The sequence below is a fragment of the Streptomyces sp. NPDC005262 genome (assembly GCF_042872425.1).
GTDB lineage: Bacteria > Actinomycetota > Actinomycetes > Streptomycetales > Streptomycetaceae > Streptomyces.
The window spans coordinates 250341-267165 of record NZ_JBIAKK010000002.1 but is presented as its reverse complement, the minus strand read 5'-3'; the positions used below and the strand labels follow the sequence as shown (position 1 = coordinate 267165).

Sequence of the window (16825 nt, the reverse complement as noted above, 5' to 3'; positions counted from 1 at the left end):
CGCGGTGCGGTGACAGGTCGAGGACCGGGTCACCGCACCGGCGCGCCACCCCGGACGCCGGTCTCAATCGCCGGACAGGCTTGACGTATCCGCCTGTCCGGCGATCGAGGCCAACGCCTCCAACGTCCGCTGTGCCTCCTCCACCAACCGGCCCACCAGCTCCGCACAGCTCGGCAGGTCCTCGATGACGCCCGCCACCTGGCCCGACGCCATCACCCCCAGGTCCGTCCGGCCGTCGACCATGGATGCCTTCAGCAGCATCGGGGTGTTGGCCGCCAGCAGCACCTGGCTCCAGGACAGATCCTTGCCATGCCTCATCGCGAGACCGTCGCGCACCATCCGGGACCAGCTGAGCCCCGAGATCCGCTTGAAGCCCGCCGCCCGGCGCACCGCCTGGACCAGGGCCCTGGTGCGGCCCGCATGCTCCAGCGCGGCGACCATCTCCGTACGCAGCATCCGGTGCGGCAGCCCGTCCACGGCCGTGGTGACCGTGACGTCCATGACACCCGCCGCCAGATAGCGGGCCTTCACCGCGTCCGGGACCGTCGAGTCCGACGTCAGCAGGAACCTCGTACCCATCGCGATGCCCGCCGCCCCGTACGCCAGTGCCGCGACGAGCCCGCGGCCGTCGTGGAAGCCGCCCGCCGCGATCACCGGGATGTCCACCGCGTCCACCACCTGCGGCAGCAGCACCGTCGTGGCCACCTCGCCCGTGTGCCCGCCGCCCTCGCCGCCCTGCACGATCACCGCGTCCGCGCCCCACGCCGCGACCTTCTCGGCGTGACGCCGCGCGCCGACCGAAGGAACGACGACCACCCCCGCGTCCTTCAGCTCGGCGATCAGCTCCTGCGACGGGGCCAGCGCGAACGACGCCACCTTCACACCCTCGTCGACGACGATCCGAACGCGTTCGCGCGCATCACCCGCATCGGCGCGCAGATTGACCCCGAACGGCTCCTGCGTACGGGACTTGACCTCCCGTACCGCCGCACGCAGCTGCTCCACGGTCATCGTGGCGGAAGCCAGAATGCCCAGCGCACCGGCTTCGGCGGTGGCGGAGACCAGGCGGGGCCCGGCGACCCAGCCCATGCCGGTCTGCACGATCGGGTACCGGACGCCGACCAGCTCGGTGAGGGGCGTGCGCATCGGATCCATCAGGCCCTGACCTCGCGGTCACGGCTGCCCTCCGGGTCGATGACCTCGCGGATCAGCCGGAGTTCCTCGGCGGTCGGCTCGCGGGTGCGGGGGACGTCGTCCGCGATCGTCAGCGTGAAACCGGTGGCCTCGCGGACCTGGTCGGCGGTGACACCCGGGTGCAACGAGGCGAGGCGCATCGAGCGGTCCGCGGTCGCGAAGTCGAGGACGCCGAGGTCGGTGACGACACGCGGGATGCGGTGGTAGCGGGTCGCCGACGGGCCGGCGGCCGCCGCGCTGTCGTATCCGACCCCGCTGATCATGTCGACGCGCTCGACGAACACCCGGGTGGAATGCTTGGGGATCCAGTAACTGACCGGGTTGTTCAGGGTGTTGACGGGGGCGCCGCGCACGCCGAGCAGCTGGCGGGCGGGCTGTTCCCAGTCGCCGATGCAGGAGATGTTCTGGTTGCCGAACCGGTCGATCTGGCCGGCACCCATCATCACGTGGCGCCTGCCGCCGGTGACCATGGCGAGGTGCAGACGGTAAGGCAGCCAGCCCTCGGGTGTGCCGTCGAGGCCGACGATCATCGCCTCGCCGTCGGTCAGCAGCAGATCGGGCGAGAAGGTGCGCTTGGCGAGGCGGGCGCCGACGGACGGGATCAGGCCCATCGGGCTGGCGAGCACCTCGCCGTCGTCGCGCCAGGCGTCGGCGCAGGCGATCACGCAGTACTCGGCGCGGGTGGCGGGCCGGGTGCCGGGGGGCGTGGTCTCAGCGGTCGTCACTTCTGCTCCTCGTGCCAGGTCTGGACGGCCGACTGATAGCTCTTCTCGCTGCCGTCGGCGGGCAGGAAGCGGGCGGTGAACGCCGCCCAGGCGGCCGGGTCGGCGGCCGCGGTGGCGTAGGCCCTCTGGAACGCCTCGTCGCGCGGGTAGTCGGGGACGCAGGAGGTGAAGTGCGCGCCGTTCGGGGTCTCGACGACACCGGTGACCGAGTGCCGCTTGACGAGCAGGGTCTGCGGGGCGGCCCGCGCGGTCAGTTCGGCCGTCTCGACGAGCCGTTCGCAGGAGACGTACGCGGTGTCGGCGGCCTCGCAGAACAGGTCGTCGAAGTACGGGTCGGGTCCGAGGTACTGGCCGTTGCCGGACCGGTCGGCGCGGTTCAGGTGGACCAGCGCCGCGTCCATCCGCAGGGCCGGCATCGCGACGAACTCCTCGCCGTCCGCGTACGGCGAACGCACCGTGCGCAGACCGGGGTTGACCCGCATGACGTCCGATCCGATACCGGCCCGGACGGGCAGGAACGGCAGCCGGTTCGCGGCGGCGTGCAGTCCCCACATGAACATCGCCTCGTCCACCTCCGTCAGCTGGAGGTCGCCGCGCTGGCGGGCCGCTCTGAAATGCGGTTCGAGCGGGATCGAGTCGAGAGTGGCGAAGGCCGCGACCAGTTTGCGGATCCGGCCGGCGGCGGCGAGCAGTCCGACGTCGGGGCCGCCGTACGAGACCACGGTGAGATCGGTGATCCGGGACCGGAGCAGCGCACGCACCAGCGCCATCGGCTTGCGGCGCGAACCCCAGCCGCCGATGCCGATCGTCATGCCGCTGCTGAGCCGGGAGACGACCTCGTCGGCCGTCATGGTCTTGTCGGTCACCGTCATGCCTCCTTGCCGAAGGTGTTACGGACTCGGTCGGCCGCTCCGCTGAGGTTGGCCTCGAAGGTGTAGCCCTGCTCGAAGCGGTAGCTGCGGCGGACGTCCACCGGGTCGATGCCGTTGATGGCGGCCTTGGCGAGCCGGATCAGATACCCGTCCTTACGGGCGATCTCACCCGCCAGCTCCAGTGCCGCGTCCTGGAGTTCGGCACGCGGGACGACCTTCCAGACCGAACCGTGGGCGTGCAGCTCGGCAGCCGTGGCGGTGCGCGAGGTGTAGTACAGCGTGCGCATCAGATGCTGCGGGACGAGCCGGGCGAGATGCGTCGCGGCGCCGAGTGCGCCCCGGTCCAGCTCGGGCAGGCCGAACGTCGCGTCGTCGCTCGCCACGATCGCGTCGGCGTTGCCGGCCAGACCGATGCCGCCGCCGAGGCAGAAGCCGTGCACTGCGGCGACGACCGGCACCTCGCACTCGTACACCGCGGCGAACGCCTCGAAGCAGCCGCGGTTGGCGCCGATCAGGGTGTCGTGCCCGGAGTCGCGCTGCATCTCCTTGATGTCGACGCCCGCGTTGAACCCGCGCCCGGTGGCGGCCAGGACGACACAGCGGACCTCGGGGTCGCGGCCCGCCGCGCGGAGTGCGTCCGCGAGGTCGTACCAGCCCCGCACGGGCAAGGCGTTGACGGGCGGGTGGTCGACGGTGACGACGGATACGCCCTTGACGGGGCTTGCGGTGGAGACACCCATGAGCGGATCAGCTACCTTTCCACCAAACATTTGTTAGGTGTGGAAGGTAGCAGCCTGCCCCCGCATCGCCAACAAGGAGATGTGAGATGACCGCAAGCAGCGACGGACACGGTGCGGGGCTCTGCGCGGGCCGTGTGGTGATCGTGACGGGGGCCGGGCGTGGGCTCGGCCGGGCCCACGCTCTCGCGTTCGCCGCCGAGGGGGCGAAGGTCGTGGTCAACGACCTGGGAGTCGGACTCGACGGGGCCGGCGGGTCGTCCCCCGGACCCGCCCGGCAGGTGGTCGACGAGATCGAGGCGGCGGGCGGCGAGGCGGTGGCCCACGACGGTGACATCGCGACCGGGGCGGGCGCGGCCTCGCTGATCGGGGCCGCGCTGGACACCTACGGGCGGCTGGACACTCTGGTCAACAACGCGGGCTTCCTGCGGGACCGGATGCTCGTCAACCTCGACGAGGACGACTGGGACGCGGTGCTGCGCGTCCACCTCAAGGGCCACTTCCTCACGCAGAAACACGCGGCGGCGCACTGGCGGGCCGAGGCCAAGGCGGGCCGCACACCCGTCGCCCGGGTGATCAACACCAGCTCGGGTGCGGGGCTGCTCGGCAGCGTCGGCCAGGGCAACTACTCCGCCGCGAAAGCCGGGATCGTCGGCCTGACACTGGTCGCCGCGGCGGAGATGGGCCGCTACGGGGTCCAGGTCAACGCGATCGCCCCGGCGGCCCGTACCCGGATGACCGAGCAGACCTTCGCGGAGACGATGGCGGCGCCGGGGGAGGGGGCGGGGGCGTTCGACGCGATGGCGCCCGAGAACGTGTCACCGCTGGTGGTGTGGCTGGGCTCGGCCGCGAGCGACGGGGTGACCGGACGGGTCTTCGAGGCGGAGGCGGGCCGGATCACGGTGATGGAGGGCTGGCGCCCGGGCCCTTCCGTGGACCGGGGTGCGCGGTGGGCGCCGGCGGAGGCGGGGGAGGCCGCCCGGAAACTGCTGGCGGAGGCGGGGACGGTGCGGCCGGTGTACGGGGTGCGGTGACGGGAGGAAGGTGCCGGCAATGCGGGAGAACCAGCTTCTCCGGCGGATCACGAGCGGGGGTCCGGGGCGGTGCACCCCGGCTTCGGGAAGAGGGGGAAGGGGACACCGCCCACGGGCGGGCGCACCGACCCCACCGCCCAAACTCACGTGTCGCAGTCCAGCACCGTGCGGCAGAGCGCGCACCGCACCCGCACCCGCCCCCGCACCGCGACCCGGATCCGCTGAAGGCACGTCGGGCACGCGAACGAGACCCGCAGCCCGTCCGGACCGCCTTCGAAGGCGTACGGAACACCGGGGGCGGGCGCCGCGGCCGTGCCCGGGTGGTCCTGGGCGTACCGGCGGACCTTCGCGTAGCGCCGCCGACCCGCCCACCCCGCCGCCGTGAGCGGTGGCTGCCGGGCGTCCTGCTCCGCCCGCGCCCGCCCCGCCGCGAACGCCTCGTAGGCCTGCGGGCTGGTGAACCACGGTGAGGGATCCTCGTCGAAGGCGAACGCCCGCTTGGCCAGGACGTACCCGAACTCCTCCGGGGTGAGGTAGCCGAGTTTCTGGCTGGACGTGCCGTCCTCCCGGAACGCGTCGAGCAGCAGCCAGCCCGCGCCCAGGTACGCCGCCGCGGTGTCGGTGAGGATCTCGTTGTCGCGTGTACCGGGAAACTCCAGGCCGAGCCGGTGCAGCAGCACATGCATGACCTCGTGCGAGAGCGCGGCGCCGATGTCCCTGCGGTGGGTGCGGAAGCGGTCGTTGAGCTCGATGAAGTACTCGGGGCCCGCCGCGAGTTCGACGCTCCCCGCATGTTCCATCGCCCGGAACGCGACGATCATGCGGGCGTCCGGCAGATGCAGGTGCTGGACCATGGCCCGCGCCACCCGCTGCGCGCCGAGATGCAGATCGTCCTGGTCGGAGAAGGCCGCGTCGGCGGGCACGAGGCTCGGGGCGTAACTGCGGACACCGTCGTAGGACAGCCTCCGGTACAGCGCGGTGATCGCGGACCGGACGGTGTCGAGATGAGGGAAGCCATGTACCACCGGACTGTCGCTTGTCACGCCCGCACCCCCTCCGTGACGCTCAACCGGCCTCCACTGTAAGGGGATGCGGGCCGGTCGGTGGTGAGGACGGGAGTGAGGGCCGTTCGTGACATTGGCCGAAAAGTGGACCTTGTGGGGTCGGTGAGCGCTTCCCGATAATCCGGCTCACGCCCTTGTCGGGTACATGTCGAAGCCGGGCGCGTGTCGACCCACCCCCCACGAACGCACCCCCACGAACCCCCCACGAAAGAAGGCACTTCGTTGAAGCAGCTGCTGCGCACCCTGAAAAGATGTTCCGTCATAGCCGCGGTGGTCCTCGCCGCCGTCAGCCTGCAGCCCGCCGGAGCGTCCGCCGCCCCGACGCCGGTGGTAGGCGGAACCCGTGCCGCACAGGGCGAGTTCCCCTTCATGGTCCGGCTCTCCATGGGCTGTGGCGGCGCCCTCTACACCAAGAGCATCGTGCTCACCGCCGCACACTGCGTGAACGGCTCGGGCAAGAACACCTCCATCACCGCCACGGCCGGCGTCGTCGACCTGCAGTCCGCCGGCGCCGTCAAGGTCAAGTCCACCAAGGTCCTGCAGGCCCCCGGCTACAACGGCATGGGCAAGGACTGGGCGCTGATCAAGCTCGCCAAGCCCATCGACCTGCCCACCCTGAAGATCGCCACCGACACCACGTACAACAACGGCACCTTCACCATCGCCGGCTGGGGTGCCGCCACCGAGGGCGGTGGCCAGCAGCGCTACCTGCTGAAGGCCACCGTGCCGTTCGTCTCCGACGCCGACTGCCAGGACGCGTACGGCAGCGACCTCGTCCCCGGCGACGAGATCTGCGCCGGATACGTCGACACCGGCGGTGTGGACACCTGCCAGGGCGACTCCGGCGGCCCCATGTTCCGCAAGGACAACGCCGGAGCCTGGATCCAGGTGGGCATCGTCAGCTGGGGCCAGGGCTGCGCCGAGCCCGGCTACCCCGGTGTGTACAGCGAGGTCTCGACCTTCGCAGCCGGTATCGCCTCCGCGGCAGCCACGCTCTGACGCCGAGGCATCAGCTCCGATCACTTCCGGGTGTGCCCATGTGGACGGGCACACCCGGGCCGAGCTCCGCGTACGGGGCCCCCGCACCCTCCACCTCCAGCACCCACACCTCATTGGCGCCTTCCCGCAGCACCGGACCCGGCACGTACAGCGTCTGCTGCGGACCCGCCGACCAGTAGCGGCCCAGGCAGAAACCGTTCACCCAGACGAATCCGCGTGTCCAGCCCGGAAGTTCGAGGCAGGCATGATCCGCGGGTCCCGGTTCCGTCGGCTCGAACGACCCCCGGTACAGCCCGGTGCGCCCCTCCACGACATCCCCGAACGGCACCCCGGCCACCGCGCCCGGCTCGTCGAAAGCGGCCAGCCGCAGCGCCCTGGCCCGTACACCGTGCAGGTACTGCCGCTCGTGCAGCACGCCGCCCGTGATGCCCTTCGGCTCACCCAGCCGCGGCCCGTAGTTGACCCGGCCCAGCGACTCCACCCACAGCTCGACGGACGCGGGCCCGGCCACGGGCGTGTCCAGGGTGGTGCTCCCGTCGCCCAGCACGCCTTCCCGGACGCCGTTCACGTACACCACAGCCCGGTCCCGGAGGCCCGTCACCCCCAGCGTGTAGGGCTGCCGCGGACCAGGGACGTCCACCTGATAGCGCACCAGACCCCGGTCGACGCCCAGCTCCTCGAACGTCGGCGGAACGCCGGATTCCGCCGGTTCCGGGTCGCCCAGCACCTCCAGCACGCCGGACAGCGGCACCCACCCGGTCAGCTCCGCCCGCACCGGCGCCGCGAGCCCGGCCGGCTCCGGCGGCAGATCAGGAAGCGGACCGTCCGCGAACTCGGCGAGGACCTCCCGGAACAGCCAGAACTTCTCCGTGGGCCGCCCGTACTCGTCGATCGGGGCGCCGTAGTCGTACGACGTCACCGTCGGCAGGAAGTCCTCGTCCTGCAGCGGACCGGACCGGTTGGCCCCCGCCCAGCCCGCGAAGTTCGTTCCCCCGTGCGCCATGTAGATGTTCACGGACGCCCCGCACTCCAGGATCTCCCGCAGCGCGGCGGCGGCCTGCACGGGTTCCCCTACGACCGGCGGAGCACCCCAGTGCCCGAACCAGCCGCACCAGAACTCCATGCACATCAGCGGACCCTTCGGCTGATGCCGGCGCAGCACCTCGAACGCCTCACGCGCCCCCGACCCGAAGTTCGCCGTGGCGAGCAGACCGGGCACGGATCCGCCCGTCAGCATGTGGTCCTCCGGCCCGTCGGACGTGAACAGCGGAACGCTCACCCCCTGCTCGCCCAGCATGTCCGCGAGTCGTCGCAGATAGACCGCGTCGGTGCCGTAGCTGCCGTACTCGTTCTCCACCTGGACCATGATCACCGGGCCGCCGCGGTCGATCTGCCGCTCCACCACCTGCGGCAGCAGCTGTGCGAACCACCGCTCGACCACCCCCAGATACCCGGCCTCCCGGCTTCGCACGCGACGCCCGAACCGCCCCGTCACCCAGACCGGCAGCCCGCCGTTCTCCCACTCGGCGCAGATGTACGGACCCGGGCGGACGATCGCCCACAGTCCGGCCCGGTGCGCCGCGTCCAGGAACCGGCCCAGCGCCGCCACGTCCCGGAACACACCGGGCTCCGGCTCATGGGCGTTCCACGGAACGTACGTCTCGACACAGTTCAGGCCCATGGCCCGAAGCATCGAAAGCCGGTGATCCCACTGCGCCTCATGCACCCGGAAATAGTGCAGGGCCCCCGACAGCAGGCGTACGGGGTTCCCGTCGAGCCGGAAGTGGTCGTCCCCCACGGTGAAGTCAGCCATCGTGCTCGTACTCTCCTGTTGCGCCGGTCCCACCCCCGAAGCCGCGCGCCCCGAGGCCGCACGACGGTACGCACCACGGAGCGGGCGGACCCGGGAGGAATGCTGCAGCCACCCTCGCCCCCTGGCGTGCGGCCGGTCCATGGACAAAGATCGCTGCTGTTTGGACACAACGCGCAGATCACCGACCCGACCCCGGCCGAGCGGAGCGGGGGAAGGAAAGCCGATGTCGACGTACCACACCTGGATGCGCTTCTTCACGCCCAGCCCGCTCCACCACCGGCTGGGCCTCGTCTGCCTGGGGGTCGGCCTGCAGCACGGCGCGCTGCCCACGGTCGGCCCCCGCACCCTGGACCACCACGTGGCCGTCGTGATCCACTCGGGCAGCGGCTGGTTCGGCAGCCCCGACGGCCGCCGGCTGCCCGTCACCGCCCCCAGCCTGATCTGGCTGACCCCCGGCACCCCGCACCACTACGGCGCCGACCCGGGCACCGGCTGGGACGAGAGTTTCGTCGACTTCACCGGCCCCGCCACCGCCACGTACACCGAACTCGGCTACATCGAACCGGACCGCCCCCTCGTCCCCCTCGCCGACACGGCGGGCCCGCGCGCCGCGGTGAGCCGGATCGTCCGCGCGGCCCGACGCGGCAACCCGCTGCTGGAGGTCGAGACCGGCGCCGCCGTCCATGAACTCCTCGTCGCCCTGCGCCGGGCCCGCGCCGATGTCAGCCCCGACGGCGACCCGGTCCTGAAGGCTCTCGCCCGCGATGCGTTCCAGCCGCTCTCGGTCGCCGAACACGCCGCCCGGCACAACATGACGCCCGCCGAACTGCGCACCGCGGTACGACGCGGCGCCGGCTGCAGCCCCAAGGACTACCTCCTGGGCATCCGTCTCGGCCGCGCCAAGGAACTTCTCGCCGCGACCGAACTGCCCGTCGCCGCGGTCGCCCGCCGCGTCGGCTACGACGACCCCGCCTACTTCTCCCGCCTGTTCGCCCGCCGCGTCGGCACCGCCCCGGTCCGCTTCCGTGAACAGCAGGGCCGCGCCGTACCGGGCGGCTGGAGCGACACGATCCCCGACCCGGACCACCCACCGATGATCAGTCCCTGAGGGCTGTCCCGCGGCAGGGCCCCGGCCCCGGCCGTCTAAGCTCGTCGACCATGACCACCAGCGACACCGACGAGTCCGTACGCGCGGAACTGAACCGGCTCCGCGAAAGCATCGACAACATCGACGCTGCTGTTGTCCACATGCTCGCCGAGCGCTTCAAGTGCACCCAGCAGGTCGGCCATCTCAAGGCGAACCACAAGCTGCCGCCGGCCGACCCCGACCGCGAAGCCGAACAGATCGCCCGTCTGCGGCGCCTCGCGGAGAACGCGAGGCTGGATCCGGCCTTCGCGGAGAAGCTCCTCAACTTCATCATCGCTGAAGTGATCAGGCACCATGAGCGGATCGCCGGCGACCCTCCGGCCGGCGGCGCAGCCGCTGAGGGGTGAATCCCTCGCGTCCGTCCGCTCCCCGCCGTCCTCCACCGACCGGGTGGCGTTCCGCGTTGTCGTCGTCCCGGTGGGCAGGTTGGGCGGTGCCGTCGGGGCTTGTGCTGACGGCGTTCGTCGCGTACGACAAGGAACGGGCCGCGGAGCTGTCGAGCGGGACCTTCCCGTCGGGGCCGACTGCCTGATCGAGAGGGCCCGGTCGGCGTACCTCCGGCCCGAGCCGTTGGACCCCCGAACCCCGATGGTCGGCGAGGACCGTGATGAGAAAAGTCATCCTGATGATGTCGGTATCCCTCGACGGATTCATCGAGGGGCCGGACCGCGACATCGGCTGGCACCTGGTCGACGACGAGTTGCACAGACATTTCAACGAGGAACTCGCAGCGATGGGCGGCTTTCTGAGCGGTCGTGTCACCCACGAGCTGATGGCCGGGTTCTGGCCGACGGCGGACGCCGACCCCTCGAATGCCGGGCCGATGGCGGAGTTCGCCGGTATCTGGCGGGACATGCCCAAGCTCGTGTTCTCCAGGACCCTGGAGCGGGCCGACTGGAACACCACCGTGGTGCGGGACGTCGTCCCCGAGGAGATCATGGCGCTCAAGGCGCAGCCGGGCGGGGACCTGTCCCTCGGTGGCGCCGATCTCGCCGCGGCCTTCAGGAAGCACGATCTGATCGACGAGTACCGCGTCTACGTCCATCCGGTCCTCATCGGCCGGGGCAAGCCGCTGTTCGGTCCGGCGGACGTGAAGAGCGATCTGCGGCTCGTCGGGACCCGGAGCTTCGGCAACGGGGTCGTCCTCCTCCACCACCGGCGTCCCGAGGAGATGTCCGCTGCGGCGCGGTGACCCCCCGCGCGGGCTCCCGTCTGCGGGGACACACCGCGCGCCGGCGCCGCGGCGCGGGCGCTGATCGCACCGAACGGCACCGGGCGGCCCGCAGACGACGTCGCGAGCGCGGTGCGCGGGGCGGTCAGGGGGAGATCTCCTCCAGCGGCCGGTCGGCCGTCTCCTCGGCCAGGGCGCCTGCCACCACCGCGCCGACCAGCGCCACCGCACCGAGCATCACGAAGACCGCGGCGACGTTGTTCCCGGCGGCGTAGACCGCGCCGACCAGGATCGGTCCCAGGATCACGCCGAGGCGATTGACCGCGCCGCCGACACTGCAGCCGAGGGCGCGCATCCGGGTCGGGTACAGCTCCGGCGTGTACAGGTACAGGCAGATGTTGGATCCGAAGAAGCCGACGGCCGACAGCGAGGTCCAGATCAGGACCTGGGCGGGGCTGTGGGCGCCGAGTGCGGCCAGGGTCAGCAGGAGCGCGGCGGAGCCCCCCAGGAAGATCGCGAAGATCTTGCGGCGGCCGAGGATGTCCACGGTGAGTGCGACCAGCAGGCAGCCGAGCAGTCCGGCGACCGAGGTGACCGTGGAGTAGAGCAGGGCGTCGGAGAGCGTGAGGCCGTACCCGTCCTTGTAGATGCTGGGCAGCCAGGACGTCACGCCGTAGTTGACGAAGTAGCCGGTGAACCAGATCGCACCCACCACCAGGGTGCGGCGGCGGTAGCGGCCGGTGAACAGGGAACGCAGCCCGGTGGCGGTGCGCTCCGCGGCGGTGGCCGCCTTGGCCGTCGGGGACCCGGGATGTGCCGGGGGTCCGGGGGAGTACCGGACCGGCGGCAGCGGTTCGCCCGTGGCGGCCGACACCTTCGCCTCGATCTCGTCCATGACCGCCTCGGCCTCCGCCGTCCGCCCACGGTCCGCCAGCCAGCGCGGCGATTCGGGAACGGTGCGCTGGACGAGGAACGCGAGCAGCCCGGGGACGGCCGCGACCGCGAACATCACGCGCCAGCCGGCCGCGGGCACCAGCCACGCGGCGGCCAGGGCGCCGACGGTCAGTCCGGCCGGGAAGACGAGTTCGTACAGCAGGACGAAGCGGCCCCGCTTGAAGCTCCGGGTGATCTCGCTGATGAACGCGGCGGCCACCGGCACCTCACCGCCGATCGCGAGCCCCTGAACGAAGCGCAGTGCGAGGAACGGGGTGAGCGACGTGCAGGCCACGAGGGCGAGGCCGGCCAGTCCCGAGGCGGCCACGCAGTACGCGATCACCCGGACCCGGCCGAACCTGTCGGCCAGCCGGCCCGACAGCAGCGCGCCGATGAGCATGCCGACCGAGCCGACGGTGAGCACCGACGTGGCATCGCCGTCGGTCAGGTGCCACTCCTGCCGGAGCTCGGGCAGTGCGTACGCGATCAGCAGCTGGTCGAAGGCCTCGAAGAAGGTGACGACGCCGACGACGAGGCGGACGGTGACGTGCCAGCGGGAGGCCGGCAGCCGCTCGAAGCGGGCGGCTATGGCGTCACGGGCGGTGACGGCTTCGCGGGTGGCGGCGGTGGGCCGGGTCATCGAGGGTTCCTCCTGCTCCGCGTGGGGGCGGAGCGGTTGGGGAGCCAGGCGTGCGGGAGAGCGGGGGTGTACGGGAGTGAGCTGAGCGTACGGGGACGGCATGGCGGTGCGGGGCTCGTGAGCTTGTGAGACCGCCCACCACTGCCGTCGGCTGCTCTCTAAGGGACCTAGCTTCTTAGGGCTTAAGTTTTATCGGGCCGGGGGTGGAGGTCGTCAAGACCTCCAGGGCAAAAGAGTTTTTACGAAGGGGTCTTGCGGTGAATTATTTAAGCGCTTAGATTTTTAGCTCTGAGGTAACCGTATCGACTGCAGGAGGCCAACTGATGCTTGCCGACGAAGTGTTGGTCGCAGGGCAGTGGCGGCAGGGCCGCGGTGCCCCCATCGAGACCGTCGACCCGGCCACCGGCCAGGTCATCGCCACCGTGCACGCCGTATCCCTCGACGACGTCGAGGACGCCGTGACCGCCGCCGTCCACGCGGCCCACGACCCCGCCTGGCGTGAGCTGCCCGCCCATCTGCGGGCCCGGCTGCTGCACCGCATCGCCGACCTCGTCGAGCGCGACGCCGACCGGCTCTCCGCCCTGCAGACCGCCGACACCGGCAAGTGCCGTACCGAGACCCGCGCCCTCGTACTGAGCGCCGCGGGCACCTTCCGCTACACCGCCGCCGCACTGGAGACCGCGGAGGACGCGATCACCCCGTCCCGCGGCCCGTACGTCACGATGAGCGTCCACGAGCCCATCGGCGTCGTCGGCGCGATCACCCCGTGGAACTCGCCCATCGCCAGCGACGCCCAGAAGCTCGCCCCCGCGCTCGCCGCGGGCAACGCGGTCCTCCTCAAGCCCGCGGAGTGGACCCCGCTCGTCGCCCTCGCCCTCGGCCGCCTCGTCCACCAGGCGCTGACCGAGGCCGCGCTGCCCGCCGCACTGCTCTCCGTGCTGCCCGGCCGCGGCAGCGTCATCGGCGACGCGATCGTCCGCCACCCGGCCGTCGGGAAGATCACCTTCACCGGTGGCACGAGCACCGGCCGCACTCTCGCGCACGCCGCCGCCGACAAGCTGATCCCCGTGTCGCTGGAACTCGGCGGCAAGTCGCCGACGATCGTCTTCGACGACGCCGACCTGGAGCAGGCCCTGGCGGGCGTCATGTACGGCGTCTTCTCCTCCAGCGGCCAGAGCTGCATCGCAGGATCGCGGCTCTTCGTCGCCCGCTCGCGGTACGAGGAATTCGTCGGTGAACTCGTCGCCCGCACCGAGAAGCTGCGCGTCGGACCCGGCACCGACCCGGACACCCAGGTCGCCCCTCTCGTGCACCACAAGCACCGTGACAGCGTCGCCGCCTACGTCGACCTGGCCCGTGAGGAAGGCGCCACCGTCCGGTGCGGGGGAGCGGCCCCCGAAGGCGACTCCTACCGCGACGGCGCCTACTACCTCCCCACCGTCCTCGACGGCCTCCCGAACACCGCCAGGGTCTGCCAGGAAGAGATCTTCGGACCCGTGCTCGTCGCCCTGCCCTTCGACGACGAGGACGACCTCGTCGCCCAGGCCAACGACAGCGTGTACGGCCTCGCCTGCGGACTGTGGACCCGGGACCACGCCAAGGCCTGGCGGGTCGCCCGCCGTATCGACGCCGGAACGGTCTGGATCAACACGTACAAGCAGTTCAGCATCTCCACCCCGTTCGGCGGGCTGAAGGACAGCGGCATCGGCACCGAGAAGGGCCGCGACCTGATCCGCGGCTACCAGCGGCAGAAGTCCCTCTACTGGGGCACCGGCACCGCCCCGCTGCCCTGGGCCGCCAACTGATGCCGACAGACGAGGAGCCGGAGAACCACATGACCGACGAGAACCGCACGGCGTACGAGAACCTCCACGCCCGCCCCGCCGCCGTCCCGCTCGAACCCGTCGCCCGGCTGCGCGCCCTGCGCTCCGTCGAGCTGCACACCCCCGCCTTCACCGAGTCCACGGACTTCTACACCGAGGTGTGGGGTCTGGAACCCGTCGAGCAGGACCGCGACGCCGCCTGGCTGCGCGGCGCCGGTGAAGAACACCACGTCCTCGCCCTCACCCGCGGCGAACGCAACGGCCTCGGCCGCATCACCTTCGCCGTGGCCACCCCCGCCGAGATCGACGAGGCCGCCCGCCGCCTCCTCGCCAGGGGCATCGCCCCCGTCGCCGGTCCCGGCCCCCTCGACCAGGTCGGCGGCGGATACGGACTCCGCTTCACCGACCCCGAGGGCCGGCTCATCGAGCTCAGCGCCCAGACGCACGCCGTCACCCCGCGCGGCCGGGACGCCGCCGTCCCCGTCGGCGTCACCCACACCGTCCTCAACACCGCCGACATCGACGCCGCCGTCGCCTTCTACACCTCGGTCCTCGGGCTGCGCGTCTCCGACTGGTCCGAGCACCAGATGGCCTTCCTGCGCTGCAACGCCGACCACCACTGCATTGCCTTCAACCAGGCCGCGTGGGCGTCACTGAACCACGTGGCGTACGAGATGACATCGGTGGACCACTTCATGCGCGGCCTCGGCCGGCTCCGCCACCACGGCATCAACCCCCAGTGGGGGCCCGGCCGGCACGGACCCGGCAACAACACCTTCTCGTACTTCACCGACCCCGCCGGACTCGTCTGCGAATACACCTCCGAGGTCGCCCAGATCGTCGAGGACGCCTGGATCGCCAAGGTCTGGCGGCGCACCCCCGACCTCTCCGACCTGTGGGGGACAGCAGGTCCGCCGTCCCAGAAGATCCGCTGCCACATGGCGGGCGAACCCGATCCCGGGCCACTGGCCCCCACCACCGACGAGGTGTCCGCATGACCACCACCACCGACCGACCCACCTCCGTCGACCGCACCGCGCACCCCACGCGACCCGCGCGACGCATCGGACTCGTCGGCTGGGGCGCCATCGGACGTGTCGTCGGCACCGCCCTCGCCGAGGGACACATCCCCGGCGCCGAACTGACCTGCATCATCGACAACCGGCCCCTCGTCGACGCCCCCGCACCCCAGCTGTCCTTCGAAGACGCCCTCGCCGTCTGCGACCTCATCGTCGAAGCCGCAGGCCAGGCCGTCGTACGGGAGTGGGCCGAGCGGGTCCTCGACAGCGGAACCGACCTGCTGATCGCCTCCACCGGAGCGCTCGTCGACCCCGAACTCGTCGAGCGGCTGCGCACAGCCGGCCCCGGACGCGTCTACTTCACCGGCGGCGCCGTCGGCGGACTCGACCTCCTACAGGCCGTCACGGGGCTGGGCAACCTCACCTCCGTACGCCTGACCACCACCAAACTGCCCACCACCCTCCATCAGCCGTGGATGGACGCCGAACTCACCGAACGGCTGCGGACCACCACCGGACCGGTCGAGGTGATGCGCGGCACCGCCCGCGACGTTCCGGTGAAGTTCCCCAAGTCCACCAACGTCGCCGCGTCCGTGGCCCTCGCGACCGGCGACCCCGACCTCGTCGAGGTCGTCGTCGTCGCCGACCCGGCCGCCGCCCTCACCCGGCACGTCATCGAGGCGGACGGCCCGCACGGCACCTACCGCTTCGAGGTCGCCCACCGGCCCGACGCCACGAACCCCGCCACCAGCCAGGTCGTGCCGCACGCCGTGCTGCGCAGCCTCGCAGCCGTCGTCGGCCGGTCAGGACAGATCCTGTGACCGCCACCCTCACCACCGCGGCCGTCCACACCCAGGAGGCCGGGGACCCCGACGCACCGCTGCTGCTCTGCCTGCACGGCATCGGCTCCTCCTCCGCCGCCTTCGCCCCGCAACTGGCCGGACTCTCCGACCAGGTACGGGTCGTCGCCTGGGACGCCCCCGGGTACGCGGCCTCCGCCGACCCCGGCCGGGCCCCCGGCCTCGACGGCTACGCCGACACCGCGGCCGCGCTGATCCGTGACCGCGGCGGCCGCGCCCACGTCCTCGGCGTCTCCTGGGGCGGCGTCATCGCCCTGCGCCTTGCAGCCCGCCACCCCGACCTCGTCGAGTCGCTGATAGTCGCCGACTCCAGCCGTGGCTCCGGCATCCACCCGGACAAGGCGGCCGCCATGCGCGCCCGCGCGGCACAGCTCGCCGCCGAGGGCCCGGACGCCTTCGCCGCGGCCCGCGGCCCGCGCCTCGTCTCCGCCGACGCCCCCGCCGAACTCGTCGAACGCGTCGTGGCGACGATGGCCGCCTCCATCCGTACCCCCGGATACGGCTACGCCGCCGACGCGATGGCCGAGGCCGACCTCACCGACGACCTGCCCGCCGTCAACGCACCGGCCCTCGTCCTCTGCGGCGAGCAGGACACCGTCACCGGAACCGAGGAGTCCCAAGCCATCGCGGGCGGTCTCACCAAGTCCGTGTACGTGACCCTCTCCGGCGCCGGACACCTCTCCAACCAGGAACGGCCCGAGGCCTTCAACGCCTGGGTCCGCGCCCACCTCCACGTCGTCGCCCGCACCCCCGCGTGACGACGGCCCGCCCCCACCCGCACCAACGAACCGAGG

Annotated in this window: 16 protein-coding genes; 9 read left to right on the top strand and 7 right to left on the bottom strand. The window is 71.7% G+C overall.

All coding sequences use genetic code 11. From position 1 onward, the window contains the following. Window positions 1-63 precede the first annotated feature (63 nt). Genes ACFYP5_RS06385 through ACFYP5_RS06370 form a run of 4 tightly spaced genes read right to left on the bottom strand, consistent with a single transcriptional unit; the run spans window position 64 to window position 3531 of the window. A complete protein-coding gene (locus tag ACFYP5_RS06385; protein ID WP_389031361.1) occupies window positions 64-1146 on the bottom strand; it encodes an NAD(P)H-dependent flavin oxidoreductase in 1083 nt (360 codons plus the stop codon). 8 nt (window positions 1147-1154) lie between these two features. Continuing rightward, window positions 1155-1919, bottom strand: a complete 765-nt coding sequence (locus ACFYP5_RS06380) for a CoA-transferase subunit beta (protein ID WP_389031358.1) — start codon at window positions 1917-1919, stop codon at window positions 1155-1157. After that, window positions 1916-2791, bottom strand: coding sequence for a CoA transferase subunit A (locus tag ACFYP5_RS06375; protein ID WP_389031355.1), 876 nt, complete (start codon window positions 2789-2791; stop codon window positions 1916-1918). Before ACFYP5_RS06375 ends, ACFYP5_RS06380 begins: the two co-directional genes overlap by 4 nt. Further along, window positions 2788-3531, bottom strand: a complete 744-nt coding sequence (locus ACFYP5_RS06370) for an enoyl-CoA hydratase family protein (RefSeq protein ID WP_389031352.1) — start codon at window positions 3529-3531, stop codon at window positions 2788-2790. Before ACFYP5_RS06370 ends, ACFYP5_RS06375 begins: the two co-directional genes overlap by 4 nt. Before the next feature lie 86 nt (window positions 3532-3617). Here ACFYP5_RS06370 and ACFYP5_RS06365 point away from each other — a divergent pair, with 86 nt between their 5' ends. Continuing rightward, window positions 3618-4562 carry an SDR family oxidoreductase gene (locus ACFYP5_RS06365; protein WP_389031350.1) on the top strand — a complete coding sequence of 315 codons (945 nt, stop codon included), beginning with the start codon at window positions 3618-3620 and terminating at the stop codon, window positions 4560-4562. A 143-nt stretch (window positions 4563-4705) separates the two neighbouring features. Here ACFYP5_RS06365 and ACFYP5_RS06360 read toward each other — a convergent pair whose 3' ends face one another. Next, window positions 4706-5605, bottom strand: coding sequence for a hypothetical protein (locus ACFYP5_RS06360; protein WP_389031348.1), 900 nt, complete (start codon window positions 5603-5605; stop codon window positions 4706-4708). A 243-nt stretch (window positions 5606-5848) separates the two neighbouring features. On the opposite strand from ACFYP5_RS06360, the gene ACFYP5_RS06355 reads away from it, so the two are divergent. Then, window positions 5849-6625 carry a S1 family peptidase gene (locus tag ACFYP5_RS06355; RefSeq protein ID WP_389031345.1) on the top strand — a complete coding sequence of 259 codons (777 nt, stop codon included), beginning with the start codon at window positions 5849-5851 and terminating at the stop codon, window positions 6623-6625. A 10-nt stretch (window positions 6626-6635) separates the two neighbouring features. Here the strand turns inward: ACFYP5_RS06355 and ACFYP5_RS06350 are convergent, their stop codons facing one another. Then, window positions 6636-8438 carry a beta-galactosidase family protein gene (locus tag ACFYP5_RS06350; RefSeq protein ID WP_389031343.1) on the bottom strand — a complete coding sequence of 601 codons (1803 nt, stop codon included), beginning with the start codon at window positions 8436-8438 and terminating at the stop codon, window positions 6636-6638. A 223-nt stretch (window positions 8439-8661) separates the two neighbouring features. Here ACFYP5_RS06350 and ACFYP5_RS06345 point away from each other — a divergent pair, with 223 nt between their 5' ends. From ACFYP5_RS06345 to ACFYP5_RS06335, 3 genes are all read left to right on the top strand, one after another. Next, window positions 8662-9546 carry a helix-turn-helix domain-containing protein gene (locus ACFYP5_RS06345; protein WP_384110545.1) on the top strand — a complete coding sequence of 295 codons (885 nt, stop codon included), beginning with the start codon at window positions 8662-8664 and terminating at the stop codon, window positions 9544-9546. A 50-nt stretch (window positions 9547-9596) separates the two neighbouring features. Further along, on the top strand, window positions 9597-9932 hold the full coding sequence (locus ACFYP5_RS06340; protein WP_389031340.1) for a chorismate mutase: 336 nt from the start codon (window positions 9597-9599) through the stop codon (window positions 9930-9932). A 260-nt stretch (window positions 9933-10192) separates the two neighbouring features. Then, window positions 10193-10777 carry a dihydrofolate reductase family protein gene (locus ACFYP5_RS06335; RefSeq protein WP_389031337.1) on the top strand — a complete coding sequence of 195 codons (585 nt, stop codon included), beginning with the start codon at window positions 10193-10195 and terminating at the stop codon, window positions 10775-10777. Between the two features lie 124 nt (window positions 10778-10901). Here the strand turns inward: ACFYP5_RS06335 and ACFYP5_RS06330 are convergent, their stop codons facing one another. Then, the gene (locus tag ACFYP5_RS06330; RefSeq protein WP_389031334.1) at window positions 10902-12329 is read right to left on the bottom strand and encodes an MFS transporter; all 1428 of its coding nucleotides are present in this window, start codon (window positions 12327-12329) and stop codon (window positions 10902-10904) included. A 323-nt stretch (window positions 12330-12652) separates the two neighbouring features. Between ACFYP5_RS06330 and ACFYP5_RS06325 the strand changes: the two genes are divergently transcribed. Genes ACFYP5_RS06325 through ACFYP5_RS06310 form a run of 4 tightly spaced genes read left to right on the top strand, consistent with a single transcriptional unit; the run spans window position 12653 to window position 16789 of the window. Continuing rightward, complete coding sequence (locus tag ACFYP5_RS06325; protein ID WP_389031331.1) at window positions 12653-14134, top strand: aldehyde dehydrogenase; 1482 nt, start codon at window positions 12653-12655, stop codon at window positions 14132-14134. Window positions 14135-14163: 29 nt separating this feature from the next. Continuing rightward, on the top strand, window positions 14164-15150 hold the full coding sequence (locus ACFYP5_RS06320; RefSeq protein ID WP_389031328.1) for a VOC family protein: 987 nt from the start codon (window positions 14164-14166) through the stop codon (window positions 15148-15150). After that, window positions 15147-15992: an aspartate dehydrogenase domain-containing protein gene (locus ACFYP5_RS06315; RefSeq protein ID WP_389031325.1), complete on the top strand. Its 846-nt coding sequence runs from the start codon at window positions 15147-15149 to the stop codon at window positions 15990-15992. The genes ACFYP5_RS06320 and ACFYP5_RS06315 overlap by 4 nt, the downstream gene beginning before the upstream one ends. After that, the gene (locus tag ACFYP5_RS06310; protein WP_389031323.1) at window positions 15989-16789 is read left to right on the top strand and encodes an alpha/beta fold hydrolase; all 801 of its coding nucleotides are present in this window, start codon (window positions 15989-15991) and stop codon (window positions 16787-16789) included. Before ACFYP5_RS06315 ends, ACFYP5_RS06310 begins: the two co-directional genes overlap by 4 nt. Window positions 16790-16825 lie beyond the last annotated feature (36 nt).

Excerpts from the sequence above, each read along its gene's own strand:
- ACFYP5_RS06385 (WP_389031361.1), bottom strand. The coding sequence starts at position 1,146 with ATGCGCACGCCCCTCACCGAGCTGGTCGGCGTCCGGTACCCGATCGTG.
- ACFYP5_RS06375 (WP_389031355.1), bottom strand. The coding sequence starts at position 2,791 with ATGACGGTGACCGACAAGACCATGACGGCCGACGAGGTCGTCTCCCGG.
- ACFYP5_RS06370 (WP_389031352.1), bottom strand. The coding sequence starts at position 3,531 with ATGGGTGTCTCCACCGCAAGCCCCGTCAAGGGCGTATCCGTCGTCACC.
- ACFYP5_RS06365 (WP_389031350.1), top strand. The coding sequence starts at position 3,618 with ATGACCGCAAGCAGCGACGGACACGGTGCGGGGCTCTGCGCGGGCCGT.
- ACFYP5_RS06350 (WP_389031343.1), bottom strand. The coding sequence starts at position 8,438 with ATGGCTGACTTCACCGTGGGGGACGACCACTTCCGGCTCGACGGGAAC.
- ACFYP5_RS06345 (WP_384110545.1), top strand. The coding sequence starts at position 8,662 with ATGTCGACGTACCACACCTGGATGCGCTTCTTCACGCCCAGCCCGCTC.
- ACFYP5_RS06340 (WP_389031340.1), top strand. The coding sequence starts at position 9,597 with ATGACCACCAGCGACACCGACGAGTCCGTACGCGCGGAACTGAACCGG.
- ACFYP5_RS06335 (WP_389031337.1), top strand. The coding sequence starts at position 10,193 with ATGAGAAAAGTCATCCTGATGATGTCGGTATCCCTCGACGGATTCATC.
- ACFYP5_RS06330 (WP_389031334.1), bottom strand. The coding sequence starts at position 12,329 with ATGACCCGGCCCACCGCCGCCACCCGCGAAGCCGTCACCGCCCGTGAC.
- ACFYP5_RS06325 (WP_389031331.1), top strand. The coding sequence starts at position 12,653 with ATGCTTGCCGACGAAGTGTTGGTCGCAGGGCAGTGGCGGCAGGGCCGC.
- ACFYP5_RS06320 (WP_389031328.1), top strand. The coding sequence starts at position 14,164 with ATGACCGACGAGAACCGCACGGCGTACGAGAACCTCCACGCCCGCCCC.
- ACFYP5_RS06315 (WP_389031325.1), top strand. The coding sequence starts at position 15,147 with ATGACCACCACCACCGACCGACCCACCTCCGTCGACCGCACCGCGCAC.